An 18,385-nucleotide genomic window follows, 5' to 3' on the forward strand; every position below is an offset into this window, starting at 1 on the left:
TCCCTGCCTAGTGCGCAATTGCGCACGGGAGCAGGGACCCATAACCCCAGGCGGTGGTTGTGGCGCGAGATGCGGGTTACGAATCTTCGCAAAACACAATCCTGTGGTTATGGGTCCCGGATCTGCGCTGCGCTTGTCCGGGACGACAGATATGTTTGCGGTGTGCGCTTCCACCGACGCGCGTTACCATGTCTCCCAATCAAGAACGATCGGGAGAGGCCCATGAGCTCACTGTCCGGCAAGCAGGGTCCGCGCTATCGCCACCTCGCCGACCAATCCGAGCCCTATGAGACCATCGGCGTCGAGAAGCTGACGCCGATCATCGGCGCGGAAATCTCCGGCGTCGATATCGGCAAGCTGGTCTTCGACGATGCGCGCTCCAACCGCCAGATGGACGAGATCCATCGCGCGCTCGCCGAAAACCTCGTCATCTTCTTTCGCGACCAGCACATCAGCCCCGACCAGCATCTCGCCTTCGGCCGCAAGTTCGGTGAGCTGCATGTGCATCCCGCCGCGCCCAACGAGGGCGATCCGGCGCTGATGAAGATCCATGCCGACAAGGATTCACCGCGCGCCAACGGCGAAGGCTGGCACACCGACGTGTCCTGCGATCTCGAGCCGCCGATGGGTTCGATCCTCTACATCAAGCAGTGCCCGCCGCGCGGCGGCGACACGCTGTTCGCCAACATGTACGCCGCCTATGAGGCGCTGTCGGACCGCATGAAGGCCTATCTCGACGGGCTCACGGCGCTGCATGACGGCGAGCAGACTTATCGCGGGCTCTACGCCAACTATGGCGTCGCCGACAAACGGGAATATCCGCGCGCCGAGCATCCGGTGGTCCGCACCCATCCGGTGACGGGCAAGAAGTCGCTCTACGTCAACCGCGGCTTCACCCGCTTCATCGTCGGCATCCCGCGCGACGAGAGCGACGCCATGCTGGCCTATCTCTACCAGCACGCCGAGAACCCGCTGTTCCAGTGCCGCTTCCGCTGGACCGAGAACGCGATCGCGTTCTGGGACAATCGCTGCGCCCAGCACCGCGCGATGTGGGATTACTGGCCGCACACCCGCTCCGGCACCCGCGTAACGGTGAAGGGGGAACGGCCGGTGTGAGGATGAGCGTGGTGCGTAGGATGGGTAGAGCGCAGCGAAACCCATCGCCTCACCGCGCGGATGCAAGTGATGGGTTTCGCTTCGCTCTACCCATCCTTGTAATAACGCGATCGGTTATCGTCGGCATATTCCGAGAGGAATGGCCTGTCGCGGTTAGCGACCGCGACAGGCCGCTGGCGATCGGATCGCACCCATCCTGAGCAGTTCGTGGCTGCCCCGTAGCAGGATCGCGCCAGCACCTTCATCGGACCCGGATGGTTGCCGGAACGGTTAGGTTCGCTTCACAAGGCGGGGTCGACGAGGATGACACAGACTAGCACAAGGACGGCTGGAATCGATACGTCCAAGAGCAAGCTCGATGTTGCGGTTCACGGCCGGACCGAACATTGGCAGGTCGCCAACTCACTGGCGGGATGGCGTATTCTGACGACCAAACTGGCCGAGGCTGACGTGAGCCGAATCGGTATCGAAGCGACCGGGGGCTATGAGCGCGGCGCGGTCGAACACCTGCGTGCGGCAGGCTTCACGGTGCTGGTGCTGCAGCCGATCCAGGTCAAGGCGTTCGGCCGGGTGCATCTGCGACGCGCCAAGAACGATGTGCTGGATGCGGTGTTGATCGCCGCCTGCGCGGCAGCGATCGAGCAGGTCAGAGATGCGCCCGATCCGCGCCTGGCGGAGCTGGCCGAACATCTGACCTTCCTCGAGCAGATCGAGGACGACATCAAGCGCTGCAAGACCCGGCTGGAGCATATCGATCAGCCCGCGCTGAGACGCCTGGTGCTGGGTGACATTGCCCGGCTGAAGGCACGGCGGCTCGCCCAGATCCGTTACCTTGCCAGGCAACTACGCGCTCACCGCGATCTCGCTGCCCGCCTTGACCTCGTGCTCAGCATTCCCGGGATCGGCGAACGCACCGCACTCGCGCTCTTGATCCGCATGCCCGAACTCGGCCGTGTCAGCCGCGAGGAGGCTGCGGCCCTCGCGGGGCTCGCGCCCTTCGACAACGACAGTGGGCAACATAAAGGCCAACGGCGCATCGCCGGCGGTCGGGCTCGGCTGCGACGTTCGCTGTTTGCTGCGGCGCTTCCGGCGGCATTCCGCTGGAACAAGGCCCTCATTGTGCTCTACACACGCCTAACCGCAGCCGGAAAGGCCCACAACGCAGCTCTCATCGCTTGCGCGCGAAAGCTGCTGATCTATGCCAACACTGTCATCCAGCGCGGAACGCCTTGGCGCGAACAGGCGTCCGCGACTTAATGGTTGCTACGAATTGAAACAAGAAACAAATCGGGAGGTCGTCCATGCTTCGCGCCGAAGACAACAAATTCCTCACCGAGTCCGGTGCGGGGACGGGAATGGGCGAGCTCCTGCGCCGGTTCTGGATTCCGGTGTTGCTGTCGGAAGAACTCCCGGAGCCGGACAGCGATCCGAAGAAGATCGTGGTGCTGGGCGAGGAGCTGCTGGCCTTCCGCGATAGCAGAGGCGTGGTCGGCGTCATCGATCAATACTGCCCGCATCGCGGCGCCAATCTCTGGCTCGGCCGCAACGAGGAATGCGGCATCCGCTGCGTCTATCACGGCTGGAAGTTCGACACCGACGGCCGCTGCGTCGACATGCCGACATCCTATCCGGACCTCAATGCAAAGGATCTGATCCGCATCAAGTCCTATCCGGTGCGCGAATGGGGCGAGATGATCTGGGCCTTTATGGGCCCGGCAGACCAGATAGCCGAATTGCCGGCGCTGGAGATGGCGCTGCTGCCGGCCTCGCACCGCTTCGTCACCAAGAAGTGGCAGGACTGCAACTGGGTGCAGGCGGTGGAAGGCTCGATCGACACCGCGCATTTCACCTTCGCGCACCTCTCCTTCGAGAAGGAGGAGAACGAGATACTCGACATCAAGAAGCATTTCGTGAACCCGCTGACGCGGGTTGCGACCGACCATATGCGCTGGATCGCCGAGGATCCGCGCCCGGTCATCAAGATCAATCCGCATCAGGCCGGGCTGACGGTTGCGGGCGGACGGCTCACCGGCAGCGACAACATCTACTGGCGCATCGCCCAGTTCCTGATGCCGTTCCACAGCTACGCGCCGAGCTCGATGCCGGGCGAGAACATGTTCGGCCAGACCTTCGTGCCGGTCAGCGACACCAGTTGCTGGATCTACACCTATGCGTGGAATCCCGACCGCCCGCTGACAGACGCCGAGCGTGAGGGCTACGCCAATGGCAACGGCGTGATGGCGGTGGTCGACGAGAACTACGTGCCGCTGCGCAACAAGGCGAACGACTATCTGATCGACCGCAAGCTGCAGCGGACCAAGAGCTATACCGGCATCAAGGGCGTCTCCGAGCAGGACGCCGCGGTGCAGGACAGCCAGGGCCCGATCGCCGACCGCACCCGCGAGCATCTTGGCCCGACCGATCTCGGTATCATGCATTTCCGCAAGCTGGTGATGGAGGCAGCCCGCGCGCTGCAGAAGGGCGAGGCGCCGCCGCATGCGGCGCACCAGGATCGCTACACCGTGCGCTCCGGCGCCTGCGTCACCAGCAAGACCAAGGACCTCTCCGCGGTGATGATCGAACGGTTCGGCGATCCCACAGGCTTCGTCGGCGGCCCCGGGCAGAACGCGGCGGCGGAATAATCCTTGCTGTCGTCCCTGCGAAAGCAGGGACCCATAACCACGACTATTTGTTGTTGCGCCACGCTGTGGCCCCAACCTTCGCAGGACCGGCAGCGGTGGTTATGGGTCCCGGGTCGCGCTGAGCCTGTCATCGGGCGGCGCTTCGCGCCGACCCGTTGGCTTGCCCGGGACGACGCAAACCTACAACGGAATCCTGCGATACTCCCGGTTGGAGAGGCTCGCCTCCTCGAGATCGAGATCGCGCTCGATGCGCCGCCTGGTTTCGTCGGTGATCTTGCCGTCGCGCAGCAGCATATGGATGAACTTGCGCTCCGAGGAGATCAGCTCCCGCGTCAGCGCGGTGCCGGCCGCGGAGACGTCGTGCTTCTCGGGGTCGAGCGTATCGGGCAGCTGGTTGAAGCGGATCTCGTGCCGCGAGCGCAACAGCTTCACCACCTCGTCGGAGAGCTCACGGTCGTCGGTGATGGCATCGAGCGACTTCAGCGCGGCGTTCAGCGCCTCGCGCCGCGCCGCGATCTCCTGCTCATGCTCGGCGATATGCTCGCTGCGTCCGTCCCTGGCGAGGCCGAGCCAGCGCACCACCGGCGGCAATCCGAGGCCGAGCCCGACCAGCGTCACGAAGATCACGCCGAAGGCGACGAACAGGATCAGGTCGCGATACGGGAAGGCGTCTCCGCCAGGTAATGTCAAAGGCAGCGCCAGCGCGGCGGCGAGCGAGACCGCGCCGCGCACGCCGGTGAAGGCGACCACGAACACCGCCCGCCACGACGGCAGCGGATCGCGGTCGCGCATGCTCCGGCTGATCCAGCGCGGCAGATAGGTGCCGGGAAACACCCAGAGGAAACGCGCGACGATCACGATGACGGCGACCAGCACGGTGGCGGTGAGGATCTCGTGCAGCGGGAACGACTTCGACTTCTCGTACAGCGAGCGCATCTGGAAGCCGGTCATCAGGAACAGCAGGCCCTCGATCAAAAAGATGACCAGGTCCCAGAAGAAGATGCCCTGCAGGCGCGTCGCGGCCGAGATCAGCAGCGGTCCGTTCCAGCTCATGTAGAGACCGCAGGCAACCGTTGCGATCACGCCGCTGCCGCCGAAATGCTCCGGGATCCAGTAGGCGAGATAGGGCGTGATCAGCGACAGCGTGATCTCGACCTGCGGATCGCGGGCGCGGCGGCGGGCGCGCAGGCTGAGCCAGCCGATCGCCGTGCCGAACGCGATCTCGCCGGCGACGATGACGAGGAAGGTGCCGGTCGCCTTCGGCAGCGAGAACAGCCCGGTGGTGATGGCGGCCAGTGCGAAGCGGTAGAGGATCAGCGCGGTCGCGTCGTTGGCGAGCCCTTCGCCCTCGAGCACCACCAGGACGCGCCGGGGCAGGCCGAGCTTGCGCGCGATCGCGAGCGGCGCGACCACGTCCGGCGGCGCGACGATCGCCCCGAGCAGGAAGCCGACGCTCCAGGGCAGGCCTATCAAATAGTGGGTCGCCGCCGCGACCATGAAGGCGGTGAAGATCACGCAGCCGACCGACAGCAGGATGATCGGCCGCAGATTGGCTTTGAACTCGCGCCAGCTCATCGCGACGCTCGCCGAATAGATCAGCGGCGGCAGCACCACCAGAAGCACGAGCTCCGGCGGCAGTTCCAGCGACGGCATGCCCGGCACGAAGGCGAGCACGACGCCGGTCAGCAGCAGCAGGATGGCCGGCGCGATGTCGGTCCGCCGCGCCACCAGCGCGGTTCCCGCCAGTACGCCGAGCAGGGTGAGAAAAATCTGAAACTTGGCTTCCATAATGGGCTCAATTCGCCCGGAAACCACCGGCAGTCAATGCGGTCCGGCCGGAGCCGGACCGCTGGGGCATGTCACAAAGCCGTCGTGGGGATGCGGCGGGCCCGCCGGTCAGTCCCGCAGGTCGTAGCGGTACGACTTCGAGACGATCTGCCAGCCATCGGCGAGCTTCATCGCCACCAGGTAGTCGGTGAAATAGCGCGGCGGCAGCTGGCACCGCACCTTGATGAAAGCGGTGTTGTCGTCGGAGCGGTCGATGGTGACGATGAAATCCTCGCGGGCCTTGCCCTCGGCTTTCCCCGACGGCCGCTTGCGCACCCAGGCAAGCCAGTCCGGCACGGTCAGGACCTTCAGCTCGCCCTTCTCCACCCAGCGCAGGTCGGCGCTTGGATGAAAGGCCGCGGCAAGCTTGTCGGCGTCGCCCTCGTAGAGACCGTCGAAATAGGTTTGCACGACATTTTCGACGCTGGATCGATCTTGGCTCATTGGTTGGTCCTCCCGGCAGGGTTTTCGTCTGCTAGGATTTAGCCATGAACCGCCGGATTGCGCCATGGCCGTCGGCAAAATTCCGCGTGAGGAGAAAGCCGTGACCGCATCTGCAAATTCGAACGATCGTATCCTGACGGGCGAATGCTTCTGCCGCGACGTGCGCTACGAGGTGGCCGACGCGTTCGGCTATGCGCTGAATTGTCACTGCTCGAACTGCCGCCGCACCACGGGTTCGGCGTTCAAGCCGTTCGCGGGAATCGCGCGCGAAAAATTCGCCATCGTCAGCGGCGCCGATCGTCTGCTGATCTACGGCGATGAGCTCACCCATGACGAGCATTGCGGCCGCTGCGGCTCGCTGCTCTATTCGCAGGTCCGCGACGGCGCTTATGTCCATGTCACGATGGGAACGCTGCGCGATGCGCCGGCGATCCGGCCGACTGCGCATATCTTCGTCGGCTCCAAGGCGCCGTGGTACGCGATATTGGACGACCTGCCGCAATATCAGGGGCACGTCACCAAAGGCGCGGAATAAATCCGCGCCAGCTCAGTTGGTGCCCTGAGGCTGGTCCGCTTGTGCCGAGGTCGTCTTGGACGGCCCCAACGCGAAGGCGAGCACGACATTGTCGGCGCGCTGCTTGAACTCCTTGCCGACCGCGTTGCGCGCCGCGTCTGAGAGTTCCTGCAGCGGCTTGTCCTGCAGCAGGCTGGGGAAGGTGACGGTCACCGATGTGAGCCGGCCATTGCGCCAGTTGAAGCCGACCTGTGGTTTGACCCCGACCGCCGCAAGGAGGTCTTCCTCCACAGCCTTGGCGTGCTTGAAGCCGTCGAACACGGCGTCGACCATGCCGCAGCCCGCGGTGCAGCCGGCCAGCAGCGCGAGGGCGAGCAGGTTTCGGACCATGCGGCCGGTCGTGCCGGATCGGGCGGAGGGAACCGGTGCGGTTGCACCCTGCATGACGTCCTCCGTGGCTTTGTTCTCGTTCCCACGATCGTGCCCGAAATGTCGTGACGAGCCAAATCCGAACCGCAGGTCCCTTCTGCAGTGTCGCCATGAACGGGTCTGGTTCTTGAAATTGAACGGCGGCTGCCCCGGTCTCGGCGGCGGCAATGTCGAGTCTGCAACGAGAGCCTTCCCCGTTCCGATGGAATCGGAACGGGGCTCTAGAGCATTTTCCGATCACGTTGCGTCGTAACCAGCCGCGACGAGATAATTTTGGCATTCCTCGGGTGAGAAGCGCTTGAGAGCGTTGGCGATTGCTTGCCAGAGATCGGGCATGGTGCGCGCTGCGGCGGCCCGCAACAGGGCTTTCAGTTTAGAGAAGGCCATTTCGATCGGGTTGAAGTCTGGACTGTAGGGCGGAAGATAGAGCAGGCTTGCTCCGACCGCCCGGATGGCCTCTCGAACGCCATGGACCTTGTGAGCGGGCAAGTTGTCCATGATAACGGTATCGCCCGGCCGCAGCGATGGGGCGAGCAATTGCTCGACGTAGGCCAGGAAAGCGTCGCCATCCATTGGACCGTCCAGAACAAGCGGCGCGATCAGACCGTCGGAGCGCAATCCAGCGGTGAATGTCGTCGTCTTCCAATGTCCGTGTGGGATAGCTGCACGACATCGCTCGCCGCGTGGCGAGCGGCCGTAAAGCCGCGCCATTTTGGTGTTGGCGCTGGTTTCGTCGATGAAGACGAGACGCTCAGGGTCAAGATCGATTTGCCCTTCGAACCACTCCTCACGCGCGGCATTTATATCGCCGCGCCGTTGCTCGGCGGCGTGCGCTGTCTTTTTTTAAGTGTGATCTTTCTGCGCTGGAAAAAACGCCAGAGCGACGCGATGCCAGTCGATATTCCACGACGTTTCAACAGTTCTCGCAACTCGGCGAGCGTGATATCCGGCTTCGCTGTCACTGCCTCCAGAATCAATTGCGAATGCGCTTCGATGCGCTGCGATTTGCGGTCACCGCCCTGGCGTTTAGGAACGATGTCGCCAACTTCCTTGAGGCGACCGCGCCAGCGGATCGCACTGGCCGCGCTGACACCAAAGCGCTCAGCAGCCTGTCGACAGGACATGCCACCGTCAATCGCGGCTATCACCCTTTGACGAAGATCAACCGAAAGCGCCCTGGCCATACATGCTGGCCTCCCTCGCCAGCATGCAGCTTGAATCTGACTCGCGCCGTTTTGGGAATCCCCACCCGATTCATTCCGGTCGGAAAATGCTCTAGATTCTTGTTTTGACGCGTTTTCTTCACGCGAACCGGTAGCCACTTCGCTCGAAAACGCTCTAGTGAGCAGCTAGATCGCGCTCGCTGCGATGTTCACCATCAGCGCCAGCAGCGCGGTGTTGAACACGAACGAGATGACGCCGTGCACGGTCGCGGTGCGGCGGATGATCTTGTCGGTGATGCCGACGTCGGAGACTTGCGCGGTCATGCCGATCACGACGAGAAGTAGATGAAGTCCCAGTAATCGGCGTCGACATGCTCGTCGCCGCTCGGAAACTGCAATCCGCCGGGCGTCTTGCCGCGGTAGAATTCATGGGCGTAGTGCAGCGCGAACGCGGTGTGAACCATGGTCCATGACAGCGTGATGGTGACGACCGCCGCCGCCAGTCCGGCCGGGCTGCCCTTGGCTGCGCCGAGTTCAAACACGATGGCTGCGAGGCTCGCCAGCGCGCCGAACGCGGTCACCAGCAGGATCAGGAACCGGCCATCGTCCTGCAATATGGCGCTGCGCTTGATATAAGCGACGCCACAGCGCAGCATCATCGCATAGGCAAGCACCAGATACAGCGCGGCGAAGGCGTCCCATCCGGCGAGCAGGCGCGTGACGAGGCGCGGCGCTCCCGGCACCAGCAGGGCAGCCAGGATGCCGACCCCAAGCGAGACGAAGGTGCGCGGCCGGCCCACGACGACGCGGACCGGCATCGGCAGCTTGCGGAAACGAACAAGGCGGTCGTCGGGCTCCTTGCTCATTTCGCGCTTTGCTTTCGGTTAGTTCTTGCGCTCGGCGACGAAGCGGGCTGCGGCGCGCAGCACGTCGCCCCTATCGCCGAACACCGACAGCGCGGCATCGGCGCGCGCCAGCAGGTCGCGCACGCGCTGCTTGGCGCCATCGATGCCGAGCTGGGTGACGAAGGTGGTCTTGCCGAGCGCAGCGTCGGCACCGGCCGGCTTGCCGAGTGCAGCGGCGTCGCCCTCGACATCGAGCAGATCGTCGGCGATCTGGAAGGCTTCGCCGAGCGCTTTGCCGTAATCGTCGAGCGCCCGATACTCGCTCTCGGAGGACTGGCCGAGGATCGCGCCGGCGATGCAGCCGAAGCGGAGCAGCGCGCCGGTCTTCATCTGCTGCAGGCGCGCGACGTCGACCGGCTCGCGATCGCCGAAGCGGCCTTCGCCGGCGAGGTCGAGGATCTGGCCGCCGGCCATACCGCCGATCCCAGAGGCGCGCGCCAGCGCGCGGGTCAACAGCAGGCGCACTTGGGCGTCCTTGTGGATCGCATCACGGGTGATGATGTCGAAGGCGATCGTCAGTAGCGCGTCGCCGGCCAGGATCGCGGTCGCCTCGTCATAGGCCTTGTGCAGGGTCGGGCGGCCGCGGCGCAGATCGGAATTGTCCATCGACGGCAGATCGTCGTGGATCAGCGAATAGCAGTGGATGCATTCGAGCGCGGCGCCCACCAGCAGGGCGGCTTCGCGCGGGATGCCGAACACCGCCGCGCTCTCGACCACGAGGAACGGCCGCAGCCGCTTGCCGCCGCCGAGGCTCGAATAGCGCATCGCCTCGATCAGCCGCTTCGGGCGCACGATTTCGTCGGTTTCGGTCGCGTCGGACAAAAGTTTCGCGAGCAGGGCTTCGGTATCCTCCGCGGTCTGGTCCAGCCGCTTGGAAAACTCTGCAGTACCGGTCGTCATTAAGAATTGCTCCAGATCGATTTTCGGCCGGACAATCGTTGATGGCATCGGCTTCGTCAATTCCACCCTGCGACGGATTCGCGCCTTAAAAGTGCTGGAAAAACCGTGAATTATCCCACAGACGTCTGACAGCGCCGGCCGTTCCTGGCGGGCGGGGCCCAAATCCTTCCTGGAGAGGTTCTCCCCGGAAACCCTCGTTTTGCGCATCGTCCGAATTTTATTGCTGCTTTTGCTGGCCCTGCTGGTGCTGCCGTATCTGGTGACGCCGTTCTACCGCACCGGCCACCCGGTCTCGGCCCTGATGGCGTGGCGGACCTTGCGAGGGGCCCCGGTGACGCGGCATTGGATCGATTTCGGCGCCATGTCGCCGTATCTGCCGCGGTCCGTGGTCGGCGCGGAAGACGCCCATTTCTGCAAGCACCGGGGCGTCGACTGGGGCGCGCTGCGCGAGGTGATCGACGGTGCCGGGGATGGTGAGGCGGCGCGCGGCGGCTCGACCATCACCCAGCAGGTGGCCAAGAACCTGTTCCTGTGGCCCGGCCGCAGCATGATCCGGAAGGGGTTGGAACTGCCGCTGGCGCTCTGGATCGATTTCGTGCTGCCCAAGCAGCGAATCCTCGAAATCTACCTCAACATCGCCGAAATGGGTCCATCCGGGCAGTTTGGCGCCGAGGCCGGGGCCCAATATGCCTTCGGCCGGTCGGCAGCCGGGCTGTCAACTCGCGAGGCCGCGCTTTTGGCTTCGATCCTGCCCAATCCGGTCAAACGGAGCGCCCGGAACCCGGGTCCGGGGGTGCGCAGGCTGTCCGGGACCTATATGGCGAGGGGCAATGCGGTGGAGCGCTGCTGGCGCGAAAATCGCGGCTCCTGAAGCCGATTTCGGGCGGATTTTGCTGTACCCGGGCCCCAGAGCATCGGTTCTGATGAAATCAGAACCGATGCTCTAGATTCTAGTTTTGGCGCGTTTTCTTCACGCGAGCCGGTGCCCACTTCGCTTGAAAACGCTCTAGATTTACGCGGTCCCTTCCTCTATAAGCGCGGCCTTACCGGCATCGCAGCTTGCGCTTCGAAGCGCTGAGCCCGTCCGCATTTCGGACGATGCCTCCGCAACACCCTAGAGGACACCGTCATGGCCGTTCCCAGAAGAAAAACCTCGCCGTCGCGCCGTGGCATGCGCCGTTCGGCCGATGCGATCAAGACCCCGACCTATGTCGAGGACAAGGACTCCGGCGAACTGCGCCGCCCGCACCACCTCGACCTGAAGACCGGCATGTACAAGGGCCGCCAGGTCCTGAAGGCCAAGAAAGAGTCCTGATCGGACGTTCGGCTGTCGCGCCGCAGAGCATGATCCGGAAAAGTGTGTAGCGGTTTTCCGATAAGATCATGCTCCGAACAAAACGGCGCTGCGCCCGAATTCGGCCAACGAGGCCGGTCAAGACGGGCGCGTCCGCGGCGAAGCGTAGGCATCGCCGCATGCTGGTTCTCCCTGGAATAAGGCGCAAGCCCCGATGGTCGGTTTTCCGCTGCTGCTGGTTCCGCTCGCGGTCTACAACATCATCGCCTTCCTGATGCCCGGCGTGTCCTTCACGGACCCGCTGATCAGGCTGACATTGCTCTCGGGCGAGCAGTGGCAGATCACGCTCAGCGACATGCTGCTCGCCGCCGGCGTGCTGCTGTTGCTGCTCGAGGTCATCAAGGGCGCTCGGCCCGGCGCGAAATTTCTCACCGACCATCTGCTGTCGCTGATCGTGTTCGGCGCGGCCGCCGCCGAATTCGTGCTCTGGCCGAAATTCGGCAATTCGACCTATGGCCTGCTCACGCTGCTGGCGCTGGTCGATTTCATTTCCGGAATTGCGCTGCGCACCCGCCGCCGTGCGGTGGTCGCGGCACCGGCGCAGAGCGTCAGCAAGTCGCAGCCCGAGGTGCCGCAGCCCGCGCCTGTCGCGCAGCCCGCCGCGCGGCCCGAGCCCGCACCTGTCGTTACGCCGGCGCCCGCCGCGCCGCCGCCGGCTGCAACCGTTCCTCCGGCGACGTCGGTCGCGGAATCCGTGCTGCTCGATCAGTCCGCGCCAAAGCCGACGGTGACCTCGCCGGATTTGCAGCCGGGCGGCCAGCCGCCGTCGGACGCGCCGCAGCGCTGATACTCTTCTGGAATCTAGATGATCTGCCGGGTGCGCCGTGCGACGCTGCGGCGTTCGTCGATGTGCGGGCCGTAGGCGCTTTGCGCATCGGCCAATGACCCACGCCGCAGCTCGCACGTCTGCGGTTCGTGGGCGGCGGTTGCGATCAGCTGGGCCACGAACGACGGATCGGCGTGGGGTAGCGGGATCTTGGGCGCCCAATGGGTGGTCGTGGCCAGCGGCACCAAGGCGGTGCAGGGGGCTGCAGGTTCGCCTGTAACCTCGCCGTCCAGGATTTCCGATTGATCGATATCAGGCATCGCACGCAGACCCGTTGACCGTCATACTTTGGGACGTTGCGTCCCTCCGCAACACCCCCGTGGCAAGGGTCATGCCCGCCATCCCCAGTTCGTTCCCGGGCAGTCGCAAACGTGGTTTCCAGATTATTTATCAACTTCTCCTAGCGTTGGATTCGCCGGAACCACTATCTTGAGGGCGTGCAGAATCACCGGGCGCCGTCCCAAATCGAGACATGTTCGATGCCACCTGTCCCGCCAGCTGCCAGCATCCTCGCCTCGCTCGGCCAGGCAACATTCGCCTGGGACCTGGCGAGCGATGCGATCGCCTGGAGCGACAATGCGGCGACGGTCTTTCCGGATATCCCCGTCGCGGCGCTCGCGAGCGGCGCCGAGCTCGCCAAGCTGATCGAGCCATTGCGTTCGGTTCGATCAGATGCGCTCGGCCAGGCCGCGACTGTGCGCAGCGGGGAGGGCGTTCCCTACCGGATCGAATATGGCGTGCGCGCCGTCACCTCGGCGCCGGTGATCTGGATCGAGGAGACCGGCTGCTGGTTTGCCGGCGCCGACGGCAGGCCGGCGCTGGTGCAGGGCGTCGTCCGCATCAACAATGAACGGCATGCCCGCGACGAGCAGCTCATGAAGCTGTCGCGGCACGATCCGCTGACCAACGAGCTCAACCGCACCTATCTGATCGCCTCGCTCGCCGAGACGATCGAGGAGTGCGCGCGCTTCCGCACCTCCTGCGCCTTCATGCTGATCGGCATCGATCACCTGGCGCGGGTCAATGATGCCTTCGGCTTCGATGTCGCGGACGCCGTCATCGCCGAGGTTGCGAAGCGGATCCGCGCCCGGCTGCGCAGCGGCGACATGCTCGGCCGCTTCTCCGGCAACAAGTTCGGCCTGATCCTGCGCAACTGCACCGTCGATGACACCAACGTCGCGGCCGAGCGCTTCCTTGCCGCAGTCCGCGACGAGGTGGTGCCGACCAAATCCGGCCCGGTGTCGGTGACCGTCTCGATCGGCGCCGTCACCATCCCGCGCCATGCCAAGTCGGCGGAGGAGGCAGTCAATCGCGCCCAGGAGACGCTGGACGCCGCCAAGAGCCGCCGCGCCGGATCGTTCGCGCTGTGGAAGCCGAATGTCGAGCGCGACGCCCAGCGCCGCGTCAACATCCGCGTCACCGACGAGATCGTCACCGCGCTGAACGAACGCCGTATCGTGATCGGCTTCGAGCCGGTGGTCGATGCGCGTTCGCGGCAGCCTTCGTTCTACGAGTGCCTGGTCCGCATGGAGCAGGACGACGGCCGCGCGTTGCTCGCGCCCGACATCGTGCCGGTCGCCGAGCGGCTCGGCCTGATCCGGATGGTCGATCACCGCGTGCTGGAGCTAGCCGTCGCGGAGCTTGCCGCCGCGCCTGATGTCGAGCTCAGCCTCAACATCTCGCCCGACACCACGATGGACCCGGACTGGTGGGCCACCATCGAATCGCTGATGCGGGCGCATCCCGGCGTCGGCGAGCGGCTGATCGTCGAGATCACCGAGACGGTTGCGATCCAGGACATCGACGACGTCCGCGGCTTCGTCACGCGGCTGAAGAATTTCGGCAGCCGGATCGCGATCGACGATTTCGGCGCCGGCTACACCTCGTTCCGAAACTTGCGCAAGCTCGGCGTCGATATTGTCAAAATCGACGGCGCCTTCGTGCAGAACATCGTGCGCTCGGCCGACGACCGCGCCTTCGTGCAGACGCTGATCGATCTCGCGCGCCGTCTTGAGATCAAGACGGTTGCCGAATGGGTGCAGGACGAAGAGGCCGCTGTGATGCTGCGCGAGTGGGGCTGCGACTTCATCCAGGGCCGCCTGATCGGCCTCGCCTCGCCGGACCGGCCGTGGAACGCGCCGGCCGAGAAGGCCGTCCCTGCCGCGGGCTGACGCGCGATGATCGGCTGATCACCGCGCTCCCGCTCCGTTCTCGACAGGGGTTGCTCAAAATATGAGCGCGTCGTGCCCAAGGTTTGGCGGGAGTTCATCCAATTTATTGTGCGTTCCCAGACAAGTTTTCCAGCGGAGACCGCCGTTTACTTCTTCGAGGTTTGGACCGTGGCTTGCGCCATGACAACGTCGAAAGAGGATCGAATGGTCACGTTATCTTTTCCGCGCACGTACAAACTCATGCATATCGCGGCGCTGGGGGCACTGCTGGTTGTGGGCGTCAGTGCTCCAACCAGCGCTAGGGCAGCTGCGCCGGCCGCCTGTGCGGAGCTACAGGCAAAATATCCGGACTGGAAGGGCAAGACCCTCGTCAACGCTATCAATCCGCATACGCCAGGCTACGAGTCGATCGATCCGAAGGACCCGAGCAAATATGTCGGCTTCGATATTGATCTCGGCGAGCAGATTGGTGAATGCCTCGGCTTCAAGCTGACCTACAAGGCGGTTACCTTCGCCGCACTCCTGACCACGCTGGCCAGTGGTCAGGCCGACATTGTGATCTCTGACATCTACGCCACGGAAGAGCGTGCCAAGGCGGCCGACTTCATCACCTATTCGAAGGTGTTCGACGGCGTATTGGTCGCCAAGGGCAATCCGAAGAAGATCTCCGGCATCAATACCTCGATGTGCGGCGCGGCAGCGGCCGAGAACACAGGCTACGTTGAAGTTCCGCTGATCCAGGCGCTCGTGCCGGAGTGCAAGAAGGAGGGCAAGCCTGAGCCGACCATTCAGCTCTACGACAACAACGCCAACTGCATTCAGGCGATCCTGGCCGGACGCGCCGACACTTATGTCAACGACGTCAACACCGTCGACAATGCGGTGAAGGCCTATCCGGACAAGCTCGAAAAAGCTGTCGCGGTGACAATCCCGTATAAGGTCGGCATCGGCGTGCCCAAGGACAAGCCGGCCTTCCGCGATGCCGTGAAGGCGGCGCTGACCGAGATCTACAAGTCGGGCGATCAGCTCGCGCTGCTGAAGAAGTGGAACCTCGATCCGGAGAACCTGATGGAGCCTGGTCTGCTGACGGTCAAGTAGGTTCAGCACTGGCAAAAGGACGCCATGCTCGATGGAGCTGTTCCTCCACTATTTGACCATGCCGTATATGATCGAGGGCATTCAGGCGACCTTGCAAGTCACTGCCCTCGGTCTACTCGGCGGCCTCGTCCTCGGTGTGATCCTGGCGTGGATGCAACTCAGCCGCTTCAAAGCGCTGGCGTCATTCGCGCGGGTCTACACCGTGATCTTTCGCGGCACGCCACTGATCCTGCAGATGGTGTTCGCCTATAACGCCCTGCCGCAGATCGGCATCAAGCTCCCTGCCATTCTCGCCGCCGGCCTCGCGCTGGCCTGCAACGAAGCTCCGTTCATCGCCGAGATGCTGCGCTCCGGCGTGCTCGGCGTCGATCGCGGCCAGGTGCTGGCCGGGCAGGCGCTCGGCATGACGCCCGGCGTCCTGATGCGCCGGATCATCGCGCCGCAGGCGATCCGCTCGATGATCCCCGCCTTCGGCAACGAGACCGTCAGCGCGCTGAAGAATTCGTCGCTGGCGTCGGTGATCGCCGTGCAGGAGCTGACGTTGCGTTCGACCCAGATGGCGTCGGCAACTTTCGATTTCTTCTCGATCTTCTTCGCCTCCGGCCTGATCTATCTGTTCCTCACTGCGGCGATCGCCGGCATCCAGTTGTTCCTCGAATGGCTGTTCGATCTCGACCGCGCGTCGAAGCAGATCAGGCTGATGCGGATGATGCCGTGGTATCGGGCGCAGGGGCTCGACGATCCGCTGACCGCGGCGGACGAGACGCCGCCTGAGATCCTGCCCGATGCCGGCGTCGCCGAATTGCCGCCGCCGCGCTCGCAGTCCGGGCGTATCGATCGCGCCAAACGCACCGAGATGCTGGCGCGAAACAACGTGGCCGTCGATATCGCTGCGCTGCGCAAGAGCTATGACAATCAGGTGGTGCTCGCCGGCGTCGATCTCACGGTGCGGATCGGCGAGGTGATCGCGCTGCTCGGGCCGTCCGGCTCCGGCAAGAGCACGCTGCTCCGCTGCATCAACAATCTCGAGCTCTGGAACGACGGCAGCATCAAGGTCGGCGGTCGCCGGCTCGGCTTCAACGATCACGGCAAGGCGCTGTCGCCGCGACTGCTGGCGCAGGCGCGTGCCGAAGTCGGCGTCGGCATGGTGTTCCAGCAGTTCAACCTGTTCGGCCACCTCACCGCGAAGGAGAATATCGCGGGGCCGCTACGCTGGGTGCATGGCGTGTCGCGCCCCGATGCGGATCGCCGGGCGACCGAATTGCTCGCGCGCGTTGGCCTCAGCCACCGCGCCGATGCACTGCCGCGGCATCTCTCCGGTGGCCAGCAGCAGCGCGTCGCCATCGCCCGTGCGATCGCGCCGAATCCCAGCGTGCTGTTGCTCGATGAGCCGACTTCCGCGCTCGACCCCGAACTCGTCAATGAGGTGCTTGAAGTCATCCGTCGCCTCGCGGTGGAAGATGGCCTCACCATGATCATTTCAACTCATCAACTGCGCTTCGCCAGTGAAGTCGCCGATCGCATGGTGTTGCTGGCGGGCGGCGCGATCATCGAGGAGGGCCCGGCCAATGAGGTGCTGGGCAATCCGCGCAATCCGGTAGCGCAGCGTTTCCTCAATGCCATGGAGGCCGAAATCGCATGAACAGAAATCAGTCCGCTTCCATCCGCGTGAGGGCCTTTGCGTGAAACATCATCTGTTGTCGGTATCTGCGAAGACCGTGCATTGGGGCTATTTCAGCAAGGTCGTTGCGCCGGCGCTGACGCTGAAGTCTGGCGACCGCGCCACCATCGAGACGCTGACGCATCACGCCAATGACGATTACGAGCGCATGATCGAGGGCGATCCCGGCGCCGAGAGCGTGTTCAAATGGACGCGCGAGCACAAGGCGGTGGCGCGGCGCGGCTCGGGGCCTACCGAAGGCCCGTTCATCCGCGGCTCCGGCGAAGGCGTCGGCGTGCATCTGCTCACCGGCCCGGTGGCGATCGAAGGCGCCGAGCCAGGCAACGTGCTGGAGGTGCGCATTCTCGACGTGCGTCCAAGGCCGGCCTGCAAGGCCTGCCATGCCGGCAAATGCTTCGGCTCCAATGTCGCGGCCAATTGGGGCTTTCACTATCACGACTTGATCGAAGCGCCGAAGCCGCGCGAGGTGGTGACGATCTTCGAGCTCGACACGTTGGGCGAACCCTTCGCCAAGGCGGTCTACAATTATGTCTGGACGCCGCAGACCGATCCCGACGGCATCGTGCATTCGACCATCGACTATCCCGGCGTGCGCGTTGATCACGCCACCATCGTCAAGCGCGAGAATATTCTGAGCAATGTCCGTGTGCCCGCGCGGCTGCATTTCGGCACCATGGGCCTCGCGCCGTCAGAGCAGGATTTCGTGTCCTCGATCCCGCCGAGCTATACTGGCGGTAATATCGACGACTGGCGCGTCGGCAAGGGTGCCAAGATGTTCTATCCGGTCGCGGTGCCCGGTGCGTTCTTCTCGGTCGGTGATCCCCATGCCGCGCAGGGCGACAGCGAGCTTGGCGGCACGGCGATCGAGACCTCGCTCACCGGCGATTTCGAGTTCATCCTGCACAAGCATCGCGATCTCGCCGGCACACAGCTCGAAGGCCTGACGCATCCGATGCTGGAAACTCCCGACGCCTGGTCGGTCTACGGCTTCACCTATCCGAACTATCTCGCCGAGCTCGGCGTCAATGCGCAGCTCGAAATCGCCGATCATTCCAGCCTCGACCGCGCAATGCGCGACGCCTTCCGCAAGATGCGTCGCTTCCTGATGACGGTGCACAAGCTCAGCGAGGACGAGGCGATCTCGCTGATGTCGGTGGGCGCGGATTTCGGCGTGACGCAGGTGGTCGATGCCAATTGGGGCGTGCATGGGACCATCCGCAAGAACGTGTTCCGGTGTGACTGATCACGCGCCGGCCACAGGGCAGGACGCGTCATCCTTTGGACTGGCATGGAGATTGCTTGGCTTCGGCTCCGA

At 64.2% G+C, this 18,385-nt stretch carries 17 protein-coding genes and 1 pseudogene; 11 read left to right on the forward strand and 7 right to left on the reverse strand.

Translation table 11 applies throughout. The annotated features are described in order from the left end of the window. Positions 1 to 222 precede the first annotated feature (222 nt). The 3 genes from HAP54_RS15365 (at position 223) to HAP54_RS15375 (ending at position 3,758) form a co-directional block, all read left to right on the forward strand. Positions 223 to 1,116: a TauD/TfdA dioxygenase family protein gene (locus tag HAP54_RS15365; RefSeq protein WP_166301300.1), complete on the forward strand. Its 894-nt coding sequence runs from the start codon at positions 223 to 225 to the stop codon at positions 1,114 to 1,116. A 303-nt stretch (positions 1,117 to 1,419) separates the two neighbouring features. After that, positions 1,420 to 2,373 (forward strand): IS110 family transposase, encoded by a 954-nt coding sequence (locus HAP54_RS15370; RefSeq protein WP_166297397.1) that lies wholly within the window; start codon positions 1,420 to 1,422, stop codon positions 2,371 to 2,373. Between the two features lie 44 nt (positions 2,374 to 2,417). After that, complete coding sequence (locus tag HAP54_RS15375; RefSeq protein ID WP_166301302.1) at positions 2,418 to 3,758, forward strand: Rieske 2Fe-2S domain-containing protein; 1,341 nt, start codon at positions 2,418 to 2,420, stop codon at positions 3,756 to 3,758. A 180-nt stretch (positions 3,759 to 3,938) separates the two neighbouring features. On the opposite strand, the gene HAP54_RS15380 is transcribed toward HAP54_RS15375, so the two are convergent. Further along, positions 3,939 to 5,546, reverse strand: a complete 1,608-nt coding sequence (locus HAP54_RS15380; protein WP_166301304.1) for a Na+/H+ antiporter — start codon at positions 5,544 to 5,546, stop codon at positions 3,939 to 3,941. 108 nt (positions 5,547 to 5,654) lie between these two features. Next, positions 5,655 to 6,029, reverse strand: coding sequence for a nuclear transport factor 2 family protein (locus HAP54_RS15385; protein ID WP_029079533.1), 375 nt, complete (start codon positions 6,027 to 6,029; stop codon positions 5,655 to 5,657). A gap of 100 nt (positions 6,030 to 6,129) precedes the next feature. Here HAP54_RS15385 and HAP54_RS15390 point away from each other — a divergent pair, with 100 nt between their 5' ends. Next, on the forward strand, positions 6,130 to 6,564 hold the full coding sequence (locus tag HAP54_RS15390; RefSeq protein WP_166301305.1) for a GFA family protein: 435 nt from the start codon (positions 6,130 to 6,132) through the stop codon (positions 6,562 to 6,564). Positions 6,565 to 6,576: 12 nt separating this feature from the next. On the opposite strand, the gene HAP54_RS15395 is transcribed toward HAP54_RS15390, so the two are convergent. The 4 genes and pseudogenes from HAP54_RS15395 to HAP54_RS15410 form a co-directional block, all read right to left on the reverse strand. Then, positions 6,577 to 6,987, reverse strand: a complete 411-nt coding sequence (locus tag HAP54_RS15395; protein WP_224741920.1) for a hypothetical protein — start codon at positions 6,985 to 6,987, stop codon at positions 6,577 to 6,579. Positions 6,988 to 7,209: 222 nt separating this feature from the next. Then, positions 7,210 to 8,156, reverse strand: a protein-coding gene (locus HAP54_RS15400) for an IS630 family transposase (protein WP_166293531.1) whose coding sequence is annotated in 2 segments (ribosomal slippage) — positions 7,210 to 7,817 and positions 7,817 to 8,156 — 948 coding nt in all. Because the reading frame shifts where the segments join, the coding sequence is not laid out codon by codon here. Between the two features lie 165 nt (positions 8,157 to 8,321). Next, positions 8,322 to 9,001 (reverse strand): annotated as a pseudogene (locus HAP54_RS15405) (DUF1345 domain-containing protein). Positions 9,002 to 9,019: 18 nt separating this feature from the next. Continuing rightward, positions 9,020 to 9,940, reverse strand: a complete 921-nt coding sequence (locus HAP54_RS15410) for a polyprenyl synthetase family protein (RefSeq protein WP_166301307.1) — start codon at positions 9,938 to 9,940, stop codon at positions 9,020 to 9,022. Between the two features lie 199 nt (positions 9,941 to 10,139). Here HAP54_RS15410 and mtgA point away from each other — a divergent pair, with 199 nt between their 5' ends. The 3 genes from mtgA (at position 10,140) to HAP54_RS15425 (ending at position 12,081) form a co-directional block, all read left to right on the forward strand. Further along, a complete protein-coding gene (gene mtgA, locus HAP54_RS15415) occupies positions 10,140 to 10,811 on the forward strand; it encodes a monofunctional biosynthetic peptidoglycan transglycosylase (RefSeq protein ID WP_166301309.1) in 672 nt (223 codons plus the stop codon). A gap of 258 nt (positions 10,812 to 11,069) precedes the next feature. After that, a complete protein-coding gene (gene rpmF, locus HAP54_RS15420; protein ID WP_021077536.1) occupies positions 11,070 to 11,255 on the forward strand; it encodes a 50S ribosomal protein L32 in 186 nt (61 codons plus the stop codon). A gap of 193 nt (positions 11,256 to 11,448) precedes the next feature. After that, entirely contained in the window at positions 11,449 to 12,081 is a 633-nt protein-coding gene (locus HAP54_RS15425; protein WP_166301311.1) for a hypothetical protein, read from the forward strand. 14 nt (positions 12,082 to 12,095) lie between these two features. On the opposite strand, the gene HAP54_RS15430 is transcribed toward HAP54_RS15425, so the two are convergent. Continuing rightward, a complete protein-coding gene (locus HAP54_RS15430; RefSeq protein WP_166301313.1) occupies positions 12,096 to 12,380 on the reverse strand; it encodes a hypothetical protein in 285 nt (94 codons plus the stop codon). Positions 12,381 to 12,599: 219 nt separating this feature from the next. Here HAP54_RS15430 and HAP54_RS15435 point away from each other — a divergent pair, with 219 nt between their 5' ends. The 4 genes from HAP54_RS15435 to HAP54_RS15450 all read left to right on the forward strand — a co-directional run bounded on the left by HAP54_RS15435 (position 12,600) and on the right by HAP54_RS15450 (position 18,313). Further along, on the forward strand, positions 12,600 to 14,291 hold the full coding sequence (locus HAP54_RS15435; protein ID WP_166301315.1) for a bifunctional diguanylate cyclase/phosphodiesterase: 1,692 nt from the start codon (positions 12,600 to 12,602) through the stop codon (positions 14,289 to 14,291). 204 nt (positions 14,292 to 14,495) lie between these two features. Then, positions 14,496 to 15,389 carry an ABC transporter substrate-binding protein gene (locus HAP54_RS15440; protein WP_166307905.1) on the forward strand — a complete coding sequence of 298 codons (894 nt, stop codon included), beginning with the start codon at positions 14,496 to 14,498 and terminating at the stop codon, positions 15,387 to 15,389. A gap of 31 nt (positions 15,390 to 15,420) precedes the next feature. Continuing rightward, positions 15,421 to 17,031, forward strand: coding sequence for an amino acid ABC transporter permease/ATP-binding protein (locus HAP54_RS15445; RefSeq protein WP_166301317.1), 1,611 nt, complete (start codon positions 15,421 to 15,423; stop codon positions 17,029 to 17,031). A 40-nt stretch (positions 17,032 to 17,071) separates the two neighbouring features. Further along, complete coding sequence (locus tag HAP54_RS15450) at positions 17,072 to 18,313, forward strand: acetamidase/formamidase family protein (protein ID WP_166301319.1); 1,242 nt, start codon at positions 17,072 to 17,074, stop codon at positions 18,311 to 18,313. The last annotated feature ends 72 nt before the right edge of the window (positions 18,314 to 18,385 follow it).

It is taken from the genome of Bradyrhizobium sp. 2S1, assembly GCF_011516625.5.
Taxonomy (GTDB): Bacteria; Pseudomonadota; Alphaproteobacteria; order Rhizobiales; family Xanthobacteraceae; genus Bradyrhizobium; species Bradyrhizobium septentrionale.